The following is a 21,967-nucleotide window of genomic DNA, read 5'->3' as shown; positions in this document are numbered from 1 at the left end:
CGGTCACCGGTACGTGTCCCAGAACAGGCCGGCCGCCGCCGGCCGGGCAGGTGCGCCGGGCGCTTCGGAGGCGGTGCTCCGGATGACGACCGTGCGTTGTGGCGAGGGCTGCGCCAGCGGTGCCCGAGCGGCGCGGTGGCCCTCCGGGGCCGGGGCGAGCAGCAGGTGCGCGTTGGTGCCGCCGTCGGCGAAGCAGTTGAGCGCGGCCCGGTCCGCGCCCGCGGGCCACGGGTGGACCTCCCTCGGGAAGTACATCGCGGAGGCGTCCAGGTCGAAGTGCGGCAGGGGCTGCTGACCGGAGAGGAACGGCACCTGCTGTCGGTGGTGCAGCATCAGGGCCACCTTGATGAACGCGGCTATGCCCTCCGCGGCCAGCGGATGACCGATGTTCGGCTTCACCGATCCGAGCGCGAGCCGCGAGGGGCGGGCCGGGCCGGCGCCGTAGACACTCTCGATCGCCTTCAGTTCGAGCAGGTCGGTGACGGTCGAGCCGGAGGCGTTGGTCTCCACCCAGCCGACGTCCTGCGGCGCGCGGCCGCTGAGCGCCAGCGCCTCGGCCATCACGTCCTTCTGGGCGCGCAGGTTGGGTGTGGCGGGGCCGGCGGTGCGGCCGTCGTTGTTGATCGCGATGCCCTCCAGTACGGCGAGCACCCGGTCACCGTCCGCCTGGGCCCGGGCCAGCGGCTTGAGGACGACGACGCCGACGCCCTCACCGAGCACCAGGCCGGCCGCCCTGCCGTCGAACGCGTGGAACTCCGCTCCCGGGTTGAGCAGTCCGCGCTGCCCGAACACCTGGTGCGCCCGGTCGTCCGCGAGCAGGCTCACACCGGCGACGACGGCCGACTCGACGGAACCGGTACGCAGTGCCTGTACTGCCATGTCCATCGCGACCAGAGCGGAGGAGCACGCCGTGTCCACCACCAGGCTCGGGCCCTGGAAGTCGAAGAACTGGGAGATGTTGGCCGCGAGATAGTTCTGGCCGGTGACCACGACCGGGTTCTTGGCCCGCTCAAGGGCCGCCGGGTCGGGGGTGTGGGTGGCACGGCCGCCGACGTACACGCCGACGCGGCGGCCCTTGAGGTCCGCCGGGTGGTAACCGGCGTGGTGTACGGCCCTGTCGACCTCTTCCAACAGCAGCAGCGCCTGCGGATCCATCGCCTCGACGTCCGGCTGTGACAGCAGGAACCGCTCGGGCGCGAACCGCAGCACTTCCGGCAGCAGCCCTGCGTGGAAACCGAGGGAGCGGCCGAAGCGGGAGTCCGGGACGGGACGCAGAGCCGTACGGCCCTCCCGCAGCAGCTCCCAGTAGGCGTCGGCGGAGTCGGCGTCGGGGAAGCGGCAGGAGAGGCCGATCACCGCGACGGCGCCGGCTCGTGGGTCAGGGGTGTGGGATGTGGTGCCTTGCCGGTCGACGGTGGCGGGTGTGTCGAAGGCCCAGGCGGATGCCGGGGCCGGGGATCCCGACGGGGCCGGGGATCCCGACGGTGCCGCGGATTCCGACGGTCCCGCGGATTCCGACGGTCCCGCGGACCCCGGCCGTGCCTCGGTCCCCGGAGCCGTGGTGCCGAACTCCCCGAGCAGCTCGGTCCGGTGCTCCTCGCCGAGGTACGCCGCGAAGTCGTCCACCGTCGGGTGTTCCAGCAGGGCCGACGGGTCGACCGAGACGTCCAGTCGCCGGGCGACGGTCTGGACGAGCTGGGAGACCATGATCGAGTCCATGCCGTAGTCATGGACCGGAACGTCCCCGGCCAGTTTGGCGCGGTCGAAGCGCAGTTCCGTCGCGAGCTGGTCGAGCAGCCAGGAGGAGACCGCCTCGACGGCAGCACCCACCTCCGCGCCCGCGTCGGCAACCGGTCGCGGTGCGGTGGCCGGTGCGGCAGGCGAGGCCTCCAGGCGCCTTGCCGTCAGCCGCTCGGCACTGAACTCGGCGCCGGAGCGCGGCAGTACGGGCATCACGACCCGGGCGCCGCTCTCCAACGCGCGGTCGAGCAGGGCCAGCCCCTGAGCGTCGGTGAGCGAGGCGAGGCCGGAGGCCTGGTAGGCGGCGCTGCGGGCCTCCCCCATACCGGTGTCCTTCCAGCTCGGCCACTGCACGCTGACCAGGGGCAAGCCGTACGGGCGGGCCTCGGCCACGGCGTCCAGGTAGGCGTTGGCCATCGCGTAGTCGCTCTGGCCGACCGCGAGGGCGGGGACGGCGGCGGCGACCGACGAGTACAGCACGAACAGGCCGAGCGGCTCGTCCCGGAAGCACTCCAGCATGGCGTCCAGCCCGAACACCTTCGGTGCGAGGACCCGTGCGATGCCGGTCTGCGGCTTGCGGACGAACGCCGGATTCCCGAAGTCGGTGAAGCCCGCACTGTGGATCACGCCGCCGATCGGGCCGAGCCGCAGCCTGACGTCGGCGAGGACCTTGGCGAGCGCCTCCTTCTCGTCCAGCGGAACGGCGACGGCCTCGAGTTCGACACCCTGGGCGGCCAGGTCGGCCAGCGGGCGCAGCTTGCGGCCCAGCGGGCCGTCCTCGGCGATGTGCGCCGCCCACTCCGCGCGTGGCGGCAACTCCTCGCGGCCGGTGAGGACCAGCTTGCGCACGCCGTGCCGGGCGACGAAGTGGCACGCGGTGAGCAGCCCGAGGCCACGCGTGCCGCCGGTCACCCACAGCACGTGGTCCGCCGGGAAGCTGAGGCCGGTGCCCGGCGTCCGCGGAGCCTCGGCGAGCGTCGCCAGGTGGCGTACTCCCCCGCGGTAGGCGACCTCGGCGGGCTCGCCGTCGGCGGACAGCTCCTCGGCGACCCAGTGGCACACCTGCTCGTCGGTCACGGCGCGGTCGATCTCCACATGGCGGGAGCGGACGTGGCGGTACTCGCTCTGCAGCATCCGGTACAGGCCCACCCGGGCCGCTCCGCCGAGGGCGGGCGCGCCGCGCGAGACGAGCAGGGCGCGCAGGTCGCGGCGGCCGAGGTCGACCAGGTGCTGGAGCCAGCGCAGCCAGGAGGGCAGCGCGGCGTGTGTGGGCGGCAGCACGGGCCCGGTGCAGCCCGCCAGGTCGACGACGGCGTCGAAGCGGTCCCAGCGGGTGCCGGTGTCGGCGAGTTCGGCGTCGATCAGGTCGGTGGTGAGCACCTCGACGGCCGGCAGCACCGCGGCGAGCCGGGCAGCCAGCGCCTCGGTACCGGGTGCGGCGAGTACGGCGGTCAGGGCGGGCGGCGCCGAACGGGGCGCGGGCGGGGCGGGGTGCCACGTCCGGGCCAGCAACAGTCCTTCGTGGTCACGTCGGGCGGCGGGGGTGTCGGGGCCGGCACCTGACGCGTCGTCGTGCTCGGCGTGCGCGCTCCGGCCGCCACCCGGCAGATCACGCCCGGCGGCGAAGGCGTCACGCCCGGCGCCGAGTGCCGCCAGCTCGGCGTCCGCCGCGGCCAGCCAGACCCGGTCGCCGTCGAAGGGGTAGCCGGGCAGCGCCACCCGGGCGGGCCTGCCGCCGGGGTGCAGGGCGGGCCAGTCCACCCGCTGTCCGCCGGTCCAGGCGGTGGCGTACGCGGCGGGGTCGGCGGGGAGCCGCTCGCCCGCGGCGGGCCGGCGCGGGTCGACCACGCCGGTCCAGCTGTCGGCCGGGGTGGCGCCTGCGGCGAACTCGTCGAGTCGGGCACAGAGTTCGGGCAGGTCGCGGAAGAGCACCGCCAGCCGGTGGGCCATCGCCTCCCGGCCCGTCTGCAGGGTCCAGGCGACCTGCGCGGGGGTCGCGGCTGCGTCCTCGGCGCGCAGGTGACCGGCGAGCCGCCGGGCCTGCGCGGCCAGTCGGGCCGCGTCCCGCGCGGAGAGGACCGCCAGCTGGGGTCCGGCCGGGGCAGCTCCGGCACCGTCACCGTCGCCGACGTACTCCTGCAGGATGATGTGGGCGTTCGTGCCGCCCGCGCCGAAGGAGCTCACGCCCGCAGTCCTCGGCCGTTCCCCGCCGTTCGCGAGGACGCGGCGGGGCCAGGGGGCATGCTCGCGCTGCACCTCGAACGGGATCGCCGTGAAGTCGATGTTCGGGTTGAGGCGGTCCGCGTGCAGGGACGGCACCAGCTCGCCGTGCCGCATCTGGAGCAGCACCTTGGTGATCGCGGCGATGCCGGCGGCCGACTCGGCGTGCCCGATGTTCGACTTGACCGAGCCGATGGGCAGCCGCTCGGGCGGCTCCTCACCGAAGGCCCTCAGCATTCCGGTGATCTCCACCGGGTCGCCGAGTGCGGTGCCGGTGCCGTGTGCCTCCAGGTAGTCGAGATCGGCGGGCGCGAGTCCGCCCCGCTCCAGCGCCGTACGCACGAGGTCGCCCTGGGCCTTGGGGTTGGGGACGCTGTAACCGGCTCCTGCCCCGCCGTGGTTGACGGCGGACGCCTTGACCACGGCGAGGATGCGGTCGCCGTCGGCGCGTGCCGCGTCCAGGCGCTTGAGCAGAACGGCGCCCGATCCCTCGGCGGGCACGTATCCGGTGCCGCCCTCACCGAAGCTGCGGCAGCGCCCGTCCTCGGCGAGGAAGCCGCGCTGGGCGAGCTGAAGGAGCTTCACCGGGTGGCTGGAGATGTTGACCCCGCCGGCCACGGCGACGTCGCAGTCGCCGTTGCGAATGGCGAGGCATGCCTGGTGGATGGTGACCAGTGAGGAGGAGCACATGGTGTCGAGGCCCATGCTGGGGCCGGTGAAGTCGAAGAAGTACGACACACGGTTGGCCACCGAGGCGTACGACGAGGAGGTCGCGAAGCCCTCACCCCGCAGCGCCTCCTGGACGCCGTACAGCTGGTAGTGCCCGTACATCATGCCGACGAACACGCCGGTGCGGGCGCCGCGCAACTGTTCGCGGGTGTATCCGGCGTCCTCCAGCAGATGCCAGACGGTCTCGAGGAACACCCGCTCCTGCGGGTCGGTGTGCTCCGCCTCGATCTGCGACATCCGGAAGAACAGCGGGTCGAAGCGGTCGGCGCCGGGTACGAAGCCGCCCCACTTGCCGTAGGTCTTTCCTGTGGCGGACTTGTCCGGGTCGTAGAACAGGCCGTGGTCCCAACGGTCGGCGGGGACCTCCTCCACGCTGTCCCGGCCGGCGCGCAGGTTGCGCCAGAACTCGGTGACGTCGTCGGCCTGGGGGTAGCGTCCCGCGACGCCGATGATGGCGATGGCGTCGTCCTGCGGGGCGGGGGCGACCGGCTCGGCCGGCGTCGCCGGAAGCACGGTCGCCGTGGGGGCGGCCGGGAACGCGCCGGGGTGGGCCCCGGCCAGGTGCCCGGCGAGGTCGCCCACCGTCACGTACTCGAAGAGCAGGGTCTTCGACAGCGGGCCGAGGTGTTCCTCCAGGCGGCGGATGAGGCTCATGGTGATGAGTGAGTCCACGCCGTACCGGTCGAAGGGCTCGGCGACGGCGATCTCCGCCTCGGGCAGCTTCAGCTCCTCGGCGAGCAGCCGCAGGACGAGTTCCTCGGCGCGCTCGTGCGCTCCGGGCACGGCACTGCCGGACTCGTCCTTGTGCGGCTCGGCTCCTTCGAGGGCCTGGAGGATGCGGTCGGGGTCGCCGGCGGCCAGGAGGAGGCGCGGCGCGGTGTGGGCGAGGGCGCGTGCCAGGGCCTGCAGGGCTGGGGCGGTGCGCAGGGGGCGCATGCCGAGCACGCGCTCCATGTAGGCCTCGGCGTCGGCGTCGACGCGCATTCCGCCGTCGGCCCAGACCGGCCAGGCGGCCGCGAGGGTGCGGCCGTGCCGGGCGCCTTCCCGGCGGCGCCGCTCTCGCTCCTCGGCGAAGTGGTCGAGGAAGGCGTTGGCGAAGGCGTAGTCGCTCTGGCCGGTGTTGCCGAAGGCCGCGGCCGCCGAGGAGAACGCGACGAAGTAGTCCAGCGGTTCGTCCGCGGTCGCCTCGTCGAGCAGCACGGTGCCGTGCACCTTGGCGGAGAGTACGGCGTCGGCGTCCACACGCTGCTTGGTGCGTATGAGCCCGTCCCTGAGAGCGCCGGCCGCGTGCACGACGCCGCTGACCGAGCCGTGCGCCCGGCGGGCCTCTGCCACCAGGTCGCGTACGGCGGCCGGGTCGGTGACGTCGGCGACGACGACCCGGGCGCCGACGGCTTCGGCGCGGGCCCTGGTCCCGGGGCCGGGGGCGGTGCGCGCGGCGAGCACGATCCCGCCGCCGGTGACACCTGCGGCCCGCCGTGCGGCGGCGATGTGCTCGGCGACGAGCAGGCCCAGAGCACCGGTGCCGCCGGTGACGATGTGCGCTCCGGTACCGGTGAACGCGGCGGCCGGCGCGGCCGGGAGGGTCACCTGCCGCCAGGCGCGGCGGGCCCGGCCGTCCGCGTCCGTGCGGACCTCGGGCCCGCCGTCCGTGCCGAGTTCGGCGACGACGGTCTCGGCGAGGGGGCGGCCCGGAGCGAGGGCCAGGACGCCGAGGGCGACCGACGGTTGCTCCAGGCGCACGGTGCGGGCGAAGGCAGCCATCGCCGGCTGGGCGGGCGACGGGGCCGGCTCGGGGTGGACGTACAGGTAGCGCAGCGCGTCGCGGCGCTCGCGCTGCCAGGTCCGCAGGAAGCTCAGGGCAGCGTGGAAGCCGTGCTCCACGGAGTCCCGGGTGGTGCGGTCCTGTCCGGCCAGGTGGACGACGTGGACGGGGCCGTCTCCGGCGGCGCGTACAGCGGCCTCGGCATCGAAGCGGTCGCGGAGCGGGACGCTGCGGACTTCGGCCCCCGTCGCCGTGAGGGCGACGGCCACGTCGGTGGCGTCGGCGGAGGGGGTGGCGAACAGCAGGACCCGTGCGGCTGCGGGGAGTTCGCCGTGCGGAGCGGGCGCGTCCTCCCAGACGGGCTCGAAGGCGTGGACGACGTCGTCGGCGGGCACGACCTGGATCCCGGGCGCGGGCGGTGTGTCCGCGTCCGTCGGGCGCAGCGACCTCAGTGTGAAGGACTCCAGCGCGGCGGCCACCTGCCCGTTCTCGTCGAGCAGGGTGACGTCGAAGGCGAGCGAGCCGCCCGGGGCGGGGCGCCGGGCCGGGGTGGCGTACGCGTAGCCCCGCTCGGGCAGCGGTGCGTACAGCCGGACCGCGCCCAGGGAGAACGGCAGGTACGGTGCCGGGCCCGCCGGGTCCCCGGCACCCTGGACCAGCCGGCCCGCGGTCTGCAGGGCGGCGTCCAGCAGCGAGGGGTGGAAGGAGTACGCACCGGCGTCCGCGCGCTGCGCCTCCGGCAGGCGCAGGGTCGCCAGCGCCTCCCCGGGGCCCTCGGCGATCTCCTCGATGACCCGGAAGGCGGGACCGTAGGCGAAACCGAGCCGGACGAACCCTTCGTAGCAGTCGGCCCCCGGCTGGACGCGGGTGCAGCGGGCGCGTACGTCTGCCAGGGCGATGGGGGCGGGCGGGGAACCGGGGTCGTCGAAGCGCAGGGTGCCGGCGGCGTGTACCGGCGCGTCCTCGGCGGTGCCGCGCACCTCGAAGCTCGCGCGGGAGCGGTCGCCTGTGACACGGACCACCAGCGGGTGCCCGGTACGGCCGGAGGCGAGCCGGACCGGCGCCGCCCACACCAGGTCGTCGACGCCGCGCACCTCGGCTCCCCCGGCGGCGAGTTCGCCCGACAGGCGGCCCATCTCCAGGTAGGCCACGCCGGGCAGCACCAGGTCGCCGCCGACGACGTGGTCGCGCAGGAAGAACTCCTCGCCCGTCAGCGTCTTGGCGAACCGCTGCTCGCCGAAGGTGGAGACGTTGGCGTCCAGGAGGGTGGGGTGCAGACGGGGGCCGGGCTCCGCAAGGCGCTCTACGGGGGCGACCCAGTGCCGGGGGCCTGCGAACGGGTAGGCCGGCAGGTGGACGCGACGCCGGGTGGCGCCCTCGTGCAGGGTCCGCCAGTCGATGTCGGTGCCGTGCAGCCAGGCGGCCGCCACGGCCTGGAGGTCGCGCCGGTCCGGGGAGGCGGGGGCGCCCGTGCGGGCGGCCGTCACCTGGGCGGTGCGTACGGCGGAGGGGCGCCCGGCCAGGTACGCGGTGAGCTCGGCGCGCAGGGCCGCGGTGCCGTCGGCTACGCAGGCGAGCCGGTGCGGCATCGGCTCCCGGCCCGTCTGCAGGGTGTGGGCGAGGTCCGCGGCCGGGACGTCCTGGCGCCCGAGGTAGTCGGCCAGCCGGGCGGCCGAGCGTCGGAGGGCGTCGCCGTCGCGGGCCGAGAGCACGAAGACCTGCTGGGCCGAGGGCTCGTCGCGGATGTCCGGCATGGGTGGTTCCTCCATCACGATGTGCGCGCCCGCCCCGCCGAAGCCGAAGGAGCTGACGCCGCCCCGGCGGGGCAGTTCGGCTCCGTGGGCGTCCCGGGCACGCTGCCAGGGCCGGGCGGTGGCGGCGACCTCGAAGGGGCCGCCGTCGAGTTCCAGGTAGGGGTTCGGCTCGCGGAAGTGCAGGCTGGCCGGGATGGTGCCGTGCCGCATCGACAGGATCACCTTGAAGAGTCCGGCGATACCGGCCGCGGCCTCCAGGTGGCCGATGTTCGTCTTGACCGAGCCGATGGCGCACGGAGCGGATCCGCCGGGTGCGTCCTCCCCCGCCCGCAGCCGCCGGAAGGCGGTGCTCAGGCCCGTGGTCTCGATCGGGTCGCCCAGGGCGGTGCCGGTGCCGTGCGCCTCGATGTAGCCGACGGTGTCCGGGTGGACACCTGCGGCCTGATAGGCCTCCACCAGCAGGTCGGCCTGGGCCTCCGGGTTGGGGGCGGTGAGCGAGGTGGTCCGGCCGCCGTGGTTGAGCGCGGCGGCCTTGATGACGGCGTGTACGGCGTCGCCGTCGTGCTCGGCCCGCTCGTGCGGCTTGAGCAGGACGACGCCTGCGCCCTCGCCGCGCACATAGCCGTCGGCGCGGCTGTCGAAGGCCTTGCAGCGGCCGTCGGGACTGAGCATCTCCCCCTGGCTGAGCGCCTCGTACACGCCCGGGGCCAGGATGAGGCTGACTCCGCCCGCGACGGCCAGGTCGCAGGTGCCGTCGCGCAGGGCGGCGCAGGCCTGGTGGACAGCGGTGAGGGAGCCGGAGCAGGCGGTGTCGACCGCGATGCTGGGGCCCCGCAGGTCGAGCAGGTACGACACCCGGTTCGGGACGATCGACAGGGCGGCGCCGGTGAGGGTGTGGCCCTCGGTGGCGCGTCCGGCGGCCCGCTGCACCTCGTGGTAGTCGGAGTTGGTGACGGCGATGAACACACCGACCCGCTTCCCGGCCAGCTCCGAGGGGCGGTAGCCGGCGTCCTCGACAGCCTGCCAGACCGTTTCGAGCAGCAGTCGCTGCTGCGGGTCCATCAGTTCGGCCTCCCGGGGAGAGATGCCGAAGAACGCGGCGTCGAACCGGTCCACGTCCGGGGCGAAGCCGCCCCAGCGGGAGCGGGAGCGGGGGTGGTCGCGCCAGTTCCAGCGGTCGGCGGGGATCTCACCGACCAGGTCGTCGCCGGCGGCAAGGTGGTCCCAGAACTCCCTGAGGTCCATGGAGCCGGGCAGTCGCCCGGCCATACCGATGACGGCGACCTCACCGCCGGCGGGGGCCACCGGGGTCCCGGCCCCGGCAGGAGCCCCGGACGTCCCGGATCCGGCGACTACTGCCGCGGCCACGGTCCCGGCCGGAGCGTCCCGCTCGGTGTCGAGCGCCTGCGGGGTGTTGCCGAAGTGGGCCGTCAGCGGATTCGCGTGATGCTCCCACAGGTGCTCGGCGAGCGCGTGCAGGGTGCCCCGGCGGTAGAAGAGCGTCGGGTACTCGGTGATGCCGAACACCTTGCGGAGCTCGGCGCTGAGGGCGGTGAAGCTGACGGAGTTCATGCCGGTCTCGCCGAGCGGCGTGTGTGCGCCGATGTCCTCGGGGCGCAGGTCGGTCAGGGCGGCGACCATGTGCGCCAGTTCGGCGACGAGGCCCTCCGTCCGGCCGTCGGCGGCTCCTGCCGGAGCGCCGGGGCCGGGTGCGGCCCCGGTGCCGAAGCGGGCACGCAGGTCGGCCAGGGGCAGCGCGGCCAGCGTGGTGCGGTCGGTCTTCCCGTTCAGGGTGCGCGGGAAGCCGGTCACCCGGACCAGGGCGTCGGGCAACATGTGCTCCGGCAGCCAGGCCGCGAGCTGCTCGCGGTCCGGCTCGGTGGCGCCGTCCTCGAGGACGTAGCAGGCGAGCAGCGTGTGCGAGCCCGCTGCCTGTCCCCGTGCCACGACGACGGCCTCCCGGACGCCGTCGAGCCGGCGCAGGGTCGACTCGACCTCCTCCAGTTCGATCCGGTAGCCACGCACCTTGACCTGGGAGTCGAGCCGGCCGAGGTATTCGATCGTGCCGTCGGCGAGCCGCCGTACGAGGTCGCCGGTGCGGTACATGCGGGCCTCGGCGCGCGCCGCGTACGGATCGGGCAGGAAGCGCTCGGCGGTCAGGTCGGGGCGGCCGAGGTAGCCGTCGGCCACGCCGTCACCGCCGATGTACAACTCCCCAAAGACGCCGGTGGGGACAGGTCTGCGCGCGCTGTCGAGGACGTGGAGCGCGGTGTTGGCGACCGGGGCCCCCAGGGTGACCCGGCCCCCCGGGGCGAGGCGGCTCACCGCCGACCAGATGGTGGTCTCGGTGGGGCCGTAGAGGTTCCACACCTGCCCGTTGCCCGCGAGGAGTGCCTCGGCCAGGTCGGCGGGCAGCGCCTCGCCGCCGCACAGCACCTTGAGCGCGGGGTCGCCCTGCCAGCCGGCGGCCAGCAGCATGCTCCAGGTGGCCGGGGTGGCCTGCATGACGGTGGGGCGGGCCCGTTCGACGGCCTCGCGCAGCCGCAGCCCGTCGCGGGCGTCCTCGGAGGAGAGCAGCTCCACCGTGCCCCCGGTGACCAGCGGCAGGTAGAGCTCCAGGCCGGAGATGTCGAAGCAGACGGTCGTGAGGGCCAGCAGGGTGTCGCCGGGGCCGAAGCCGGGCTCGCGGGCCATCGACCACAGGAAGTTGGTCAGCGCGCGGTGCGGCACCCGGACGCCCTTGGGCCGGCCGGTGGAGCCGGAGGTGTAGATGACGTACGCGGCGTCGGACGGGCCTGCCGGGCCGGGCGAGGGCAGCGCGGGCGGCTGCTCGGTTGTGTCGACGAACAGCCGGGGCACAGACGTGAGGCCGACGGCGGAGGTGGAGTGGGTGAGCAGCAGGTGCAGCCCGGCGTCCTCGGCCATGTAGGCGAGCCGGTCATGTGGGTAGGCGGGGTCGAGCGGTACGTAGGCGGCGCCCGAGGCCTGCACGGCGAGGAGTGCCACCGGCAGGTCCTGGTCTCGCGGGAGCAGCACCCCGACGGTACGGCCGCGGCCCGCTCCGGCGGCGATGAGCCGGGCGGCGAGGGCGTCCGCGCGCTCCATGAGTGTGCGGTAGGTCAGTTCGGTGCCGGCGTGGCGGACTGCGACCGCGTCGGGCCGGTGGTCGGCCTGCCGTCGCACCAGCTCCCCGACCAGGGTCTCGGCCGGGTAGTCGGCGGGGGCGGGCGCGGTGATCCGGGCCCGCTCGTCTCCGGTGAGCAGCTCCAGGTCGGCCACCGGGGTGCCGGGTCCTTCGACGGCGGAGGCGAGGAGGGTGGTGAAGTGGGTGCCGAGGCGGGCGACGGTCTCCTCGTCGAAGAGGTCGGGGTCGTACTTGAGCGTGTAGCGGCAGCCCTGTTCCTGCTCGACGACCTCCAGGGTCAGGTCGAACTCGCCCTCCTGGTGCACGCCTTCGACCGGGCCGAGCACCACGGTGCCGCCGGACGCGTCGCGGCGGGCGGTACGGGCCCAGTTCTGGAAGTAGAACGCGACGTTGAAGGGGGCCCCGGCGCCGGGATCCTCGCGGCGGAGGTCGTCTGCCAGGGTGATCAGCGGATACGCGCTGTGTTCCAGGGCATCCAGCACGGTGCGGTGGACACGGCGTACCAGGCCGCGGAACGCCTCGGCGCCGTCGACGCGTTCGGCCAGGACCACCATGTTCATGAAGTAGCCGAGCGTGTCGTCGAAGCCGCTCGTCCCACGTCCGGCCGTCGGCGTGCCCACGGCGATGTCGGCCTGGTCGCTGTAGCGGTGCAGCACCGTGAACCAGGCCGCGAGGACGACCCCGAACAGCGACGTCTGCTCCGTGCCGGCGAGCGCGCGGGCCCGGTCGGCGACCGGGGCGGGTATGTGTCCGTCCAGGCTCTCCCCGTGGAAGCCCGGCACGGCCGGGCGGGGCCGGTCCAGCGGCAGCGGCACGGTGGTCCTGCGCCCGCGCAGCCGTTCGGTCCAGTACGCGCGCAGCCGTCGGCCCTCGGCGCCGGTGAGCATCTCGCGCTGCCTGTCGGTGAAGTCGGCGTAGCTGCGGGCGGGGCGCTCGGCGGGGAGGACACGGCCGGCGAGGAGCGCGTGGTAGCCGCGCTCCAGCTCACGCAGGAGCACGGCGATGGAGACGCCGTCGAAGACCAGGTGGTGGAAGGTCAGTAGCAGCGCGTTGCGGCCGTCACCCAGGGTGTAGAGGGTGGCGCGGACGAGAGGGCCGGCGGTGAGCTCGAAGGGGCGGCGCAGCTCGGCGCGCATCCGGTCCCGCAGCTCGGCGTCGCTCCTGGCGGTCAGGAAGACCTGCTGGAAGGGGAGTTCGGGCTCGGACTCGATCCGGGCGTACGGCCCCTCCTCGCCGGCGTGGACGGTGGCCCGCAGCTCGGCGTGCCGGTCGATGAGGTCCTGCAGGACGGCCCGCAGGGCGAGCACGTCGAGGCCGCGGTCGAGCCAGAGGGCGAGAGGCAGGTTGTAGGCGTAGGTACCGGGTGCGATCTGTTCGATCACCCAGAGGGAGCGCTGGCCCGCGGACAGGGGGTGGCGGCTCTCCTCGCCCTCGGTGCGCGGGCGCAGGACGCGGGCCGCGGCCTCGGCCGCCGGGGAGGAGGCAGCGGGGACGGCAGTGGCCGGGGCGGGTGCGGCCGGTTGCGGGGCGACCGCACCGGGCGCTTCGGGGAGCGCGGGTCCGGCGGCCACGCCTGCGAGCGAGTTGGCGGCCAGGTGGGCGGTCAGCTCACGGAGGGTCGGCCGCTCGAAGAAGTCGCCGAGCGGTACGGCGACACCGAACTCCTCGTCCACGGCGGCGACGATCTTCATGCCGCTGAGCGAGTCGAAGCCGTAGTCGGCCAACGGGCGGTCGGGGTCGATGCCCTCGTCCAGTTTGAGCACCCGCTCGACGAGGGCGCGCAGGCGCTCGGTGAGGGCGTGGGTGGAGGTGACCGGGATGGAGGTGACCGGGATGGAGGTGGCCGGGCCCGCCGTGGGCTTCGGGGCGCTCAGCAGGACCCCGTCGCTCTCCGCCACCAGGACGGTCTGGCCGAGCGCCGGGTCTCCGGCACCCAGCGCGTGGACCGGGGTGTATCCCTCCTCGTGCAGGAGCCGGGTCCAGCCCTCCGGGGAGGCGAGCGGGGAGTCCGGCATACGCAGGTGTGCGTCCTCGAAGGCCCACCAGCCCTCCAGGACACCACCGCCGATGGTCAGCAGCGGCCGTACGGCGGTCAGTTCGTTGAGGACCAGCCAGCCGCCGGGACGCAGCAGGGCCTTGGCCCTGCGCAGGGTGGCCCGCAGGTCGCTGGTGGCGTGGACGACGTTCGTGGCGACGACGAGGTCGGCGCAGGCCTGCTCGAACCCCTGCTCCGTCAGGCCGCGTTCGAGGTTCAGTACCTGGAAGCGGGCGAAGTCGTAGCGTTCGGCGAACCGTTCCCGGCCGTGTTCCAGGAAACGCGGCGAGATGTCGGTGAAGGTGTACCCGACGCGTCCCGGGTGCGCGGCCAGGGCGGGCAGCACCCGTTCGCTGGTCGCGCCGGTGCCGGCGCCCAGTTCCACGACCTCGACCGTGCGGCCGCGCGGCAGCTGGGGCAGGCGCAGGTCGAGGAAGTCGCGGACCGTGTCGCGGACCACGAGGTTGAAGGAGTCGGTGAGCGGGTTGCCCTTGTAGAAGTTCTGCACCAGCTTCATCGAGGAGCCGGGGAACATGATCTCGGTGGCGCCCACCTCGCCGCGCAGAATGCGCGGGTACGCCTGGAGGAACAGGCGGTTGAGGGTGACGGTCGGCTCGATGTCCGGGTAGGCCGCCGCGATCCTGTCGAACTCCGCCTCCCAGCGGCCCGCGTGCTCGTCGGCGTCGACGGCGCCGACCGCGGGGGTGGTGCCGACCTGGTCCCCGTCGCGGGTCAGGAATCCGGCGTCGGCCAGGATGTTGAGCAGCGCCTCGTGCAGCCGCCGGAAGCGGTCGAGGATGCCGAGACTGCCGCGCAGCGCCTCGGCACCGTGCCGTTCACCCGCGTGCCGGAAGGCTCCCATCCGCTGGTAGACGCCGAGCAGCATGGGCGCGGAGACGGCCTCCAGCTCCTCGTATCCGGTGAGGACGCGGCGGGCGGCCGGGGCGGCGGTACCGGTGCCGAGCCGTCCGGCCGCGGAGGCCAGGGCGGCCGGGTGGCCGTCGCCGAGGACCTCGCCGTCCAGGTCCGGGTCGTGGCCCATGGCTTCCAGGGCCCTGCGCCCGGCGCGGATCGGCATGACCTGCGGCAGCCCGCTGCCGAGGATGCGGTCGACGGCGGCGATGCCCGCGGCGGGGCTGAAGCCCTGGATGCCGAGCCCGGTGAAGATGTCGGCGAGCCCGGGCTCGGCGCCGGATCCGACCATGCCCCAGTAGCCCTGGTTGACGACGGTCACCGGAAACGGCAGCCGGTCGCGCAGGAACAGCGCGTAGGCGTCCTCCGTGGCGGAGGCGCAGATGTAGGCGCCGTTGCCGGCGAAGCTGCCGAAGGAGCCGGCGGAGGAGAAGTAGACCAGGAAGTCCAGGTCCTCGCCCTCGACAGCGGCGGCGAGCGCGGCGGCGCCCTCAGTCTTGACCCGGGTGGCGGCGGTGAAGGTCTCCTCGTCGAGATCGGCGAGGGCGTGGTTGTCGAACACCATCGCGGCGTGCACGACTCCGTGCAGGGCGCCGAAGCGGCGGTGCGCCTCGGCGACGGCGGCGGCGAGGTCGGCGGTGGCGCAGGCGTCGCCGCGGACGTGGGCGACGTCGCCGCCGAGGGCGCGGATCCGCTCGGCGGCGGCGCGCTGTTCGGTGCCGAGGTCGCCGCGGCTGAACCACACCAGCCGGGCCCGGTGGCGCTCGGCGAGGTGGCGGCTGAGTTCCTGTGCGATGCCGCCGGTGCCGCCGACGAGCAGGTAGACGCCGCCGTCCCTGAAGACGGGGCCGGACGCGGGGAGGGTGACGCGGCCGAGGCGGCGGACGTAGCGGATCCCGCCGCGCAGGACGACGGTGCGGCCGGTGGCGTCGGCGGGCGCAGCCAGGATCGCGTCGGTCAGGGTGTCGGTCGCGTCCTCGTCCGCGAGGTCGGCGGAGGCGAAGTCCAGGGCGCCGACCTGGAGCTCGGGGCGCTCCTTGGCCACCACCTGGAGCAGGCCGTGCATGCCCGCGGCGAAGGGGTTGGCTGCGGTGCCGCCCGCGACCGGGTGGACGTCGCTGGTCACCACGAGGACGCGTGCGGCGCTGGTCGAGCGGACCAGACGGAACAGGGAGAGGGAGCCCGTGCGCAGTTGCTCGGCGGCCTTGTCGGCGCCCAGGCCCTCGGCGATTCCGGCGCCGACGCCGCCGAGGTGGAGCACCAGGTCGGCGCCGTCGGCCTGCCCCAGCCAGGCGGACGGGGGAAGTCGGTCGATGCGGACCGACTCCACTCGGCTCTCGGGGACGCGAGCCGTGACCGCCTCGCCGAGCCAGGCGGAAGCCTCGGTCACCAGGACGAGGACGCGGCCCATGCGCGGGGCCGGTCCGGGGGTCTGTGCGTCCTCGCGCACCCACACAGGACGGTAGAAGTCCGGGAGTTGCTCCGCGGCGGCGTCTTCGGACCCGGTCGGCCGTGTGGGGGCGACACGGGCCGGGGGCTCGGGAATCCAGTAGCGCCTGCGGGCGAAGGGGTAGGTCGGCAGCTCGGTCCGGCGGGCCGCGGCGGGGGTGACGCGGTACCAGTCGACGTCCGCGCCGGACAGCCAGTGTCCGGCCACCGCCGCCAGGTCCCGGCGGGTCAGGGCCGTCTCGAGGGCGTCGCCCTCGGCGCCGGCGAGGACGACCCGGGCCCGGGCGGCCCGGCCGGTGCCGATCCGGGCGTCGGCCGTGCCCTCGGCGTACGCCTCCAGCAGCGCGGCCGCCTCGGCGACCGAGCTGGCGGCCAGGGCAAGCCGGAACTCGTGGTGAGTGCGGCCGGACTGAAGAGTGCGGGCGATGTCGGCGAGGCGGGTGGGGCCTTGGGCCGGGCGGGTGGTTCCCCGGACGGCGGCGTCGGCCCGCGGGCCGGCCTCGCCCGGGGCATCCGGGGCATCCGGGGCTCCCGAGGCGTTGCCGGCCGGCCCGTGGGCGCCCTCGCTCCCGGCGATCGTCTGCGCCATCGCGCCCAGCGTCCGTGCGGTGGTCACCGCCGCGGGCAGGGTGTCGCCCCGCTCCGCCGTCAGCGACGCCTCGAGGCGGGCGCGTTCGGGGACGCCGAAGCCGCAGTCGGCGAGGTCGGTGCCGAGGTCCAGGTACTCGACGGCCACGCCGACGGTTTTGGCGGCCACGCGCAGGCACAGCCGCTGGGCGTCGCCCAGGGCGTCCCGGCCCACGCCCGCGGGTTCCGCACCCGCGGCGCCGCGCAGGAACGCGGCGAGGTCGGCGGCGTACGCGCGCAGCCGGTCCTGGCTCTTGGCGGACAGGACGAGGAGCTGGTCGGTGTCGGGGGCGACGGGCTCGGCCGGTGGTGTGCGGTACTCCTCCACGACCAGGCAGGCGTTGGCGCCGCCGCCGCCGAAGGAGCTGACGACCGCGCGCAGCGGAAGGTCGCCGTCACCCGCCGCCGGCACCCAGGGCTTGAGGGTCTGCTGCACCTCGAAGGGCGTGGTGGTGAAGTCGATGCCGGGGTTGAGCCGGGCGGCGTTCAGCGAGGGCGCCAGCGTGCGGTGGCGCAGTTGGAACAGCACCTTGGTCAGGCCCGCGACGCCGGCCGCCGACTCCAGGTGGCCGATGTTTGACTTCACCGAGCCGACGGAGACCGTCGGCCCTCCGGCCCGCTGGGACGGGTCGACGCGCCCGCCGAAGGCTTCCACGAGCCCGGCGATCTCGACGGGGTCGCCGAGCGGGGTGCCGGTGCCGTGGGCCTCCACGTATCCGACGGTTGCCGGGTCGGCCTGGGCGCGGTGCAGGGCGGCGCGGATCACCTCGGCCTGCGCGGCCGCGCTCGGCACGGTGTAACCGCCGGTCTTGCCACCGGCGTTGATGGCGGATCCACGGATCACGCCGAGGATGCGGTCGCCGTCGGCGATCGCGTCCTTCAGGGGCCGCAGCAGTACGGCGCCCACGCCCTCGCCGTCGACGAACCCGTCGGCGTCGGCGCCGAAGCTCCTGAGCCGGTCACCGTGCGAGATCATCCCGCGGTCGGCCAGCATGCGCAGGTGCATGGGGTGCAGGATCAGGTTGACACCGCCGGCGATCGCGGTGTGGCACTCCCCCGACCTGATGCTCTCGCAGGCCAGGTGGATCGCGGTGAGTGAGGCCGAGCAGGCGGTGTCGACGGCGAGGCTGGGGCCGGTGAAGTCGAAGACGTAGGAGACCCGGTTGGCGATCGACCAGTGGTTGGAGTGCGCGTCGGTGCGGACGCCGAGGGCGTTGGCCTCGCCGCCCATCCACTCGTAGTTGTTGTTCATGACGCCGGCGAAGACACCGACCGGGCCCCGGGACGCCAGTTCGGCGGCGGGGTGGCCGGCGTCGTCCAGGACGGCCGCCGCGGTCTGCAGGAACAGCCGCTCCTGCGGGTCCATCGCCTCGGCGTCGGCCGGCGATATCTGGAAGAAGAGCGGGTCGAACTTGTCGACGTCGTCGATGAATCCGGCCCACTTGCTGTAACTGCCGCGCACTCCCGCCGGGTCGTGGTGTGCGTCGGCGTCCCAGCGGTCGGCGGGCACCTCCCGGATGCAGTGCCGTCCCGCGGCCAGGTTGTCCCACAGCTCGGCGGGCGTCCCGGCCAGCGGGTAGCGGCCGGCGACGCCCACGATCGCCACGCCGTCGCTCGCCGGGGCCGGGGCGGAGGCCCGGGCCAGCAGGCTCAGCAGCAGCTTTCGCTTGTCGTCCACAGTTGCTCTCTCTCACTGGTCTTCCGTCGGCCGCACGGGCCGGGGTGTCGCTGCCCGGGAGGGGATCAGGCCTGGCCGGTGTGGCGGGCGGCCGCACGCTGGGCTCGCCGGGAGGTGCGCGGGGCCGGGACGGCGCCGCCGGGGGCCGTGCCGGGGGCGAGGCCCATCAGCTCGGCGAGGTTGTCCACGAAGGACCGGATGGTGGGGAACTCGACGAAGGAGGCGGCCGGGACCTCGAAGCCCAGTTCCTCTCCGAGCTTGGCGACGACCTCGATGAGCACGAGGGAGTCCAGACCGAGGTCGAAGAGGTTGGTGTCGAGGACGGCCAGGTGCCGGCCGCCGAGGACCTTGCCGATCGCGTCCGCGGTGTAGTCCCGGATCAGTTCGACGTTGTGCTGCGGGTCGGCCGGATCGAAGCGGGCGATCAGCCGGTCGCCGGCCGGTGCCGCCTCGGTCCGCGCGCTGTGGTCGCCGGGCTCCACCCAGTGCCGCCGTCGCTCGAAGCGGTGGGTGGGCAGGGGCACCCGGTGGACGTCCCGGCCGGTGTGCACCGCGGCGAAGTCGAGGTCGGCGCCGAGCGCCCACTGTTCGGCGGCGACGGTCAGCAGGTGGGTGAGGCCGCCGGGTCCGTCGTCCGGTGCGGTGAGGTGGACCGCGTGCCGGCCGGTGCCGTCGAGCAGGGCGTCCAGGGAGGCCGTCGCGTCGGCGCGGGCGGTCCATGCGGCGGGGTCGCGGCCCTCGTCCTCGGTCATCCAGCGGCCGGTGCGCGGTGACACGACGGGCAGCCGGGGCGGGGTCACGCGGTGGGGACCGCTGCCGCGGGCCAGAGCGAGGGCGTCGGCGAGCGGGAGGGCCTCGGCGAGGGCTGCGGCCGTGGCGAGACCCGTGCCGGTGGCGGCGAGGCCGGCCGGAGCGAGACCCCAGGCGTTGAGGGCGGCGGCGAGGGCGTACTCGTGGCAGCAGGCGGCGACCGTACCGTCCTCGGCGAGGAGTGCCTCGGCCTCGCCGGGGCGCTCGACGGCGGCGGCGCAGGCGTCGGCGGCGTCCCGGTAGGCGGGTACCGACGCGTACAGCTCGGCCGAGTCTGCCGGGTCGGCGCCGGTGCCGGTCAGGACGAGCACGGGGGCGCTCGGCTCGCGTCCGGTCACGCCGCGGCGTACGCGCTCCTCGTCGCCGAGGGCGAGGGCCATGGCGGCGGACCGGGTGCTGCCGGCGACCAGGGCAAGCCGGTGGGTGTGGGCCCGGCGGCCGAGACCGAGGGTCTGGGCGACGGCGGCCGGGTCGAGGCCGGGGTGGGCCCGCAGATGACGGGCGAGAGCGGTGGCGGCCTGTTCGAGGGCGTCCTCGGAGCGGGCGGAGAGGACCAGCAGTTCCGGCCGGCTCTCGTTCGGGGCCTGATCGCGGGCCGGGCCCTCCTGGAGGATTACATGGGCGTTTGTACCACCGATGCCGAAGGAGCTGACGCCGGCGCGCAGCGGTCCCGTCTCGCTCGTCCACTCGGTCTTCGCCGTGTTGACGAAGAACGGGCCGGCGGCGAAGTCGATGTCCGGGTTGGGCTCGGTGAAGTGCAGGCTGGGCACGAGGGTGCGGTGCTCCAGCATCAGGGCGGTCTTGATCAGACCCGCCATTCCGGCGGCCGTGTCCAGGTGCCCGATGTTGGTCTTCACCGAGCCCAGCGCGCAGTGTCCGGTACGGTCCGTGCCGTCGCGGAAGGCCTCGGTGAGCGCGGCGACCTCGATGGGGTCACCGAGCGGAGTGCCGGTGCCGTGCGCCTCGACGTAGCCGATGGTCTCCGGGTCGACGTCGGCGACGTCCTGTGCGTCGGCCACGACGGCGGCCTGCCCGGAGACGCTGGGCGCGGTGTAACCGGTCTTGGCGGAGCCGTCGTTGTTGATGGCGGAGCCCTTGATGACGGCGTGGATCCAGTCGCCGTCGGCGAGGGCCTCCTTCAGCCGCTTGAGGACGACGGCTCCGGCGCCGCTGCCGATCACGGTGCCGCGGGCCTCGGCGTCGAAGGCGCGGCAGTGGCCGTCGGGCGAGAAGATCATGCCTTCCTGGTACTGGTAGCCCCGGTCCGGCGGGCTGAGGTGGACCGCCCCGACCAGGGCCATGTCGCACTCGCCGCCGAGCAGGGCCAGGCAGGCGGTGTGCACGGCGACCAGCGAGGTGGAACAGGCCGTGTTGACGCTGATGCTGGGCCCCGTCAGGTTGAGTTTGTACGACACCCGGGTGGCGAGGAAGTCCTTGTCGTTGGCGAGCATCAGCCGGTAGTGGTCCACCGAGGACGCGGCCCGGTAGCGCTCGCCCAGGTTGTGCAGCAGATAGGTGTTCATGCCGGATCCGGCGTAGACGCCGATGGGGGCGTCGGTGCGCTCGGGGTCGTAGCCGGCCCGCTCCAGGGCCTCCAAGGCGCACTCCAGGAAGATCCGGTGCTGCGGGTCGAGGATCTCGGCCTCGTCCTGGGTGAACTGGAACAGCCCGGAGTCGAACAGGTCGGTGCCCGGGATGGTCTGGGCGGCCTTCACGTAGCGCGGGTCCGCCAGCTGGGCGGCGGGCACACCGGCGGCGAGAAGTTCCTCGTCGGTGTACCGGGTCAGCGTCTCGCGTCCTTCGCTCAGGACGTCCCAGAAGCGGTCGACGGAGTCGGCGCCCGGGAAGCGGCAGGCCATGCCGATGATGGCGACGTCGGAGTCGGAAATCGTCATGTGCTTGTTCTCCTGTTCGGGTTTCAGCTCAGCCGTATGCCGAGGTCGTCGGCGACGGATCGCATGTCGAGAAAACTGCGGGCGACGAAGCGGGCGGCGTCCTCGGAGGCGTCCATGCGCTGGAAGAGGTCGATGAGGCTGCGCTCGTGCTCGTCGCGGTCGCCCTCCCCCGCCGCGATCTCCTTGACGACCCTGCCGAGCCGGCCCTCGACGTCGGCGAGGTCGAGCGAGCGCGGGAACTTGATGCTGAAGGTGTTGCGGTCGTAGGAGGCGTTGCGCTTGACGGAACGCACGTGGCTGGCCGCGTTGAGCTTGTAGAACATGCAGTCGAAGTTCGAGAACGAGTAGTAGTTCAACAGCGGGAAGAGCGTGCAGTGCGTCTCCATCGGCGACGACTCGTACAGTCCCTTGGCGCGCAGTTCCTCGACGATGCGGTCGGGGTCGTACTCGTGCCGCATGGCGATGAACGGAAAGACGATCTTCGGGAGGTTCTCGTCGTCGTCGAAGAGGAGCTCCTCCAGCTGCCCGCCGAAGAGCGTGTCGACGAGCCGCTCGCCGAACGTCTTGTAGAAGTCGCGCACGATCTTGCGGACGTCGGACTCCATGGTGAGGATCTGCTGCGGGTCGGCGCACAGCGCGATGTAGGGAATCTTCTGCCGGTAGGCCATGAGGATCGCGCGCAGGACGAAGAAGGTGCGGCAGGAGACGCAGGGCAGCTTCTCGTCGAGGTACTTGCCGGGCTTCTTCGGCGCGGGACGGTTGAACACCTCGCGCATCATCAGCTTGATGTTGTCGTCGTCGGCGTCCAGGACGAACGTCGCGGGGATCTTCTCCCGGGCCAGCGCGATGTTCTGGGCGGCGTGCACGCTCTCGAAGGGGACGTCGAAGGTGAAGGCCAGCACCCGCTTGCCGTACTCGTTGACGAACTTGTCCAGCATGTACGTGCTGTCCTTGCCGCCGCTGTACATGAACAGGCAGTCGTACTCGCCGGTGCCGGACGGCGCCTGCTGGAACTGGGTGAACACCTCACTGGTGTAGCGGTAGTTGACGAGCAGGTCCTCGGCGAAGTCCAGGTTGCACAGGTTGCACACCCCTTGGTCGTCGAGCACCACTCCCGGATGGACGGCCTTGAGTGAACAGACCTGACAAGTGGACACGGAACCCCCTGGCGGAACGGACGGATCGGGCTGAGCGGTGGGTGCGGCGAA

General features: G+C 73.8%; 3 protein-coding genes. All 3 read right to left on the bottom strand.

Annotation, left to right across the window (positions count from 1 at the left end):
• Positions 1-3: 3 nt before the first annotated feature.
• Positions 4-18,054, bottom strand: coding sequence for an amino acid adenylation domain-containing protein (locus ABZ441_RS09505; RefSeq protein ID WP_358970130.1), 18,051 nt, complete (start codon positions 18,052-18,054; stop codon positions 4-6).
• A 65-nt stretch (positions 18,055-18,119) separates the two neighbouring features.
• Entirely contained in the window at positions 18,120-20,759 is a 2,640-nt protein-coding gene (locus ABZ441_RS09500) for a beta-ketoacyl synthase N-terminal-like domain-containing protein (RefSeq protein ID WP_358970128.1), read from the bottom strand.
• Positions 20,760-20,782: 23 nt separating this feature from the next.
• On the bottom strand, positions 20,783-21,916 hold the full coding sequence (locus tag ABZ441_RS09495; protein ID WP_358970127.1) for an OzmP: 1,134 nt from the start codon (positions 21,914-21,916) through the stop codon (positions 20,783-20,785).
• Between the last annotated feature and the right edge of the window lie 51 nt (positions 21,917-21,967).

It is taken from the genome of Streptomyces sp. NPDC005752 (assembly GCF_040630715.1).
In the GTDB taxonomy this organism is placed as follows: domain Bacteria; phylum Actinomycetota; class Actinomycetes; order Streptomycetales; family Streptomycetaceae; genus Streptomyces.
The sequence above is the reverse complement of the archived record's forward strand: the minus strand, read 5'-3'. Positions and strand labels throughout refer to the sequence as shown.